The following is a 3,108-nucleotide window of genomic DNA, read 5'->3' on the forward strand; positions in this document are numbered from 1 at the left end:
TGATCGACGTGGCCGGAGGCACCTACGAGTCGATGTCGATGATCTTCCAGGGACCGGAGTCGCCCAAGGGCGGCTTCGTCGAGGAGGCCGCGGCCATACGCCGGGCGGTGGGCGACCGGGTCCCCGTGAGCGTGGCGCAGTGCATGAACGACCCGGTGTTCGCCGACCGGGTGATGGGGCGGGAGGGCTTCGAGTACGTCACGCTGGCTCGCGCCTTCCACGCCGACCCCGACTACGTGCGCAGGCTGTCTGAAGGACGACCCGACCGGATACTGCCCTGCATAGGGTGCAACACCTGCGTCAACCTGACGGTGGCCCGTATCCCGACCGGCTGCGCCGCCAACCCGGCCAGCGCCTTCGAACTCTCCCGGGACAGCTACCGACCATCACCGGAGCCGGTGCGCGTCATGGTCGCCGGCGGCGGGGTGGCGGGCATGCACGCCGCCCGGTTCCTCGGCCTCCGCGGCCACGAGGTCCTGCTTTGCGAGGCGACCGAGCGGCTGGGTGGCCAGCTGCACTACCTGCGCCGCGCCCTGCCCGAGTACGGGACCCTGGTCGACTGGCTGGCCCGCGAGCTCGACGAGCTCGGGGTGAGAGTCGAGACCGGGTGCCGGGTCGGGGTCACCGAGATCTCCGAGGCCGACCCCGATGCGGTGGTGGTGGCGACCGGAGCGCGGGGAGGCTACCTGTGGGCCGGCACACAGACCCCCACCGTCCCGATCTTCGATGTCTTCTCCGCGCTGGAACGGCCGGCCGGCGAGTGGGAGTCGGACGTGGCGATGATCGGCGGTGACTTCGTAGCCTGCCGGGTGGCGCAACACCTCCGCCGCTCCGGCGTACGGATCCACATCGTCGAAGCCGGCGCGTCCCTTGCCGCGGACGGCGCCTTCACCGGTTTGCTAGCCGAGTTGGAACTGGAGGCGGACGCGGGGGTCACCATCCACCGGGAAGCCACCGCGGAGTCGATCACCGGCGACGGCGTGGTGATACAGAGCCGGGGGAAGCAGGACCGGCTGGACGTGGGATCGGTGGTGATCGGCGGCCGGCGCCCCAACTCGGAGCTCTCGGACGAACTCGGGCGGTCCGGGCTGGCGGCCGCCATCTACACCATCGGGGATGCCGTCCGGCCCCGAGACCTCTACACCGCCGGCCAGGAAGCCGCCGACGTAGCCGAACGCATCGATCTGGCCGGACGAGCCGGAGCCCTGCGCTCCACTGCCGCGAGTCCCACCACCCCCGGCTGAGCCCACGCCCGCTCGATATCCGCACCGGCGCGGCTAGTCAGATCAGTCGAGGAGCAGCTTCAGAGTGGCCCGCCCCCGATCAGCCTGAGACGTGGGCAACTGCGACCAAGCCCGATGTCGGGGGTCGAGCATCTCGGATCGGGCCAGGAGCCGCTGCCTGTCCTTTGATGTGAGTTGGTCCCGCATTGCGGTGGGTTGTCGGACCAGTCCCAAGAGGAACGCAAGGTCGCTGCGTTGGTCGTGGGGAAGGTCGTCGACGGCAACAGCAGCCGCTTTGACTACCAGAGCGCCGAGCAGTGAAGGCCGTGGCAGCAGACCCTGGGCTGACCCAGCGGTAATTGGCAACAACTCCGTTCGGTTGAGTGCCTGCGTTCCTCCAGGCACCTGTACGGTGCGACCTGGTGGAGTAGTGGTTACGTCGGTTCTGGGCCCCAGCCCTTCGGGGCCAGCACATCGATGCTCACCCGATCGCGGCGGTAGCGGTGGGCGACTCCTTGCGAAGACGCTCCGGTCAGGACGAATCCGCGACCCTCGATGGCTCGGACGAACCCGCTGACTCCGCCGGTAGCGACACGGGCATTGACCAACACGTCGAGATCTGTAGACAGCCGCGGCGGGTGGATACCGGCTTCGATAGCGTGTACCAGCACCATCTGCCCACCGATCAGCGTCCACTCCCGAGGTCGCAGTTCGGCGAGTTCCAACAGGGTCTCCCAAAAAGTTAGCTCATGGTCACTCAGAGTTGGAAGTTCGACCGGCGTCCGGACGAGAACCGGCCATTGGCTCACAGGAGCGCCAGGAGTCGGTTAGCAGCCCGTCGGGAGCGGCCATCGCCGGCTTCGAGCAGGTCGACAGCCACGACCGGGGCTGGCGCTACCTGTTCGTCCGAGCCAAATGGCCAGAACTCGTCCTCAACCACCCGCAACACGGCATTGGGTCGCTCAGAGTGTTGGTCCAAGGCCAACCGATCGACAAGGTCGGGCAGTACCGACGCGCGAACGTAACCTTCGAACTCGTCGATCACGACCAGATCCAGTTGAAAGTGGTTCGCCGCGCTCACGCCAGACCGAACCACGCCCGCTGCGGCCGCGAGCACGCCGATGACCGAGGGATGCGCGTAGTAACGACGTGCCTCGGCCCGCGCCGCCAACCGCCCCAAGAAGTGCTCGAGACCGGTTTCGAGGCGGCGACGGGCTCGGGAGCGCTGTGAAGCGGAGAAGGCAGCATCCCGCCCCGATGCGACAGCCAGCAGAGCCCAAGCCGAGGTCGGCTGCCATGGCCTACCCGCGGGCCGCCGCTGGTGGCTGAACAGCTCAAGGTCGGCACGATCAACAACCCATGTCCGCCCGACTCGTTGACCTGCCAAAGTACCGCGGGAGAGCATCTGGCGAACCCGGCGCCTGCTGACGCCCAGTTCGGTAGCTGCGTCTCCAACCCCCAACAGTCTCATGACTATATCCTACTGTTATCGGAACTATTAGGCAAGAGTCAGTCCCTAGCCAACCGGTTGTCACCGCAGGAGTCAGGCCCTGGAACGGCGAGAGTTTTTCGCGTTCCCGCTACAAGGTCCAGGATCTGTCACACCCCCGCCATATGTTGCCTATCGCCAAGCACCGACACCGGCCGATAGGGCGAGACCGATCGGAACGGCCGGCCCAAGGGAACATGAAGGCTTATGGAGCGAGCAGCCGACTCCCGGCATCCAGCCGGGCATGGCCGACCACGCTCCAAACCAGGACAGGTGGTGGCGGGGGAGGGGCCCGGTGCGGGGCGCCGGTTTTTCGCGACTTTTCGAACTTTTGGGCACAGAACACCACCCATGACGCCCTAAACCTCAGGAACACCGCACCACCGGTGACGCCCA

At 67.1% G+C, this 3,108-nt stretch carries 3 protein-coding genes; 1 reads left to right on the plus strand and 2 read right to left on the minus strand.

What is annotated here, in order from left to right; translation table 11 throughout:
* Positions 1–1,244, plus strand: a 1,244-nt coding sequence (locus tag OXK16_11775; protein MDE0376618.1) for an FAD-dependent oxidoreductase, incomplete at its 5' end; no start/stop codon positions are given.
* Between the two features lie 413 nt (positions 1,245–1,657).
* Here the strand turns inward: OXK16_11775 and OXK16_11780 are convergent.
* Positions 1,658–1,948 (minus strand): hypothetical protein, encoded by a 291-nt coding sequence (locus tag OXK16_11780; protein ID MDE0376619.1) that lies wholly within the window; start codon positions 1,946–1,948, stop codon positions 1,658–1,660.
* Between the two features lie 80 nt (positions 1,949–2,028).
* Entirely contained in the window at positions 2,029–2,694 is a 666-nt protein-coding gene (locus tag OXK16_11785) for a helix-turn-helix domain-containing protein (GenBank protein MDE0376620.1), read from the minus strand.
* Positions 2,695–3,108: the final 414 nt, after the last annotated feature.

Source organism: bacterium, assembly GCA_028821235.1.
Classification (GTDB): domain Bacteria; phylum Actinomycetota; class Acidimicrobiia; order Spongiisociales; family Spongiisociaceae; genus Spongiisocius.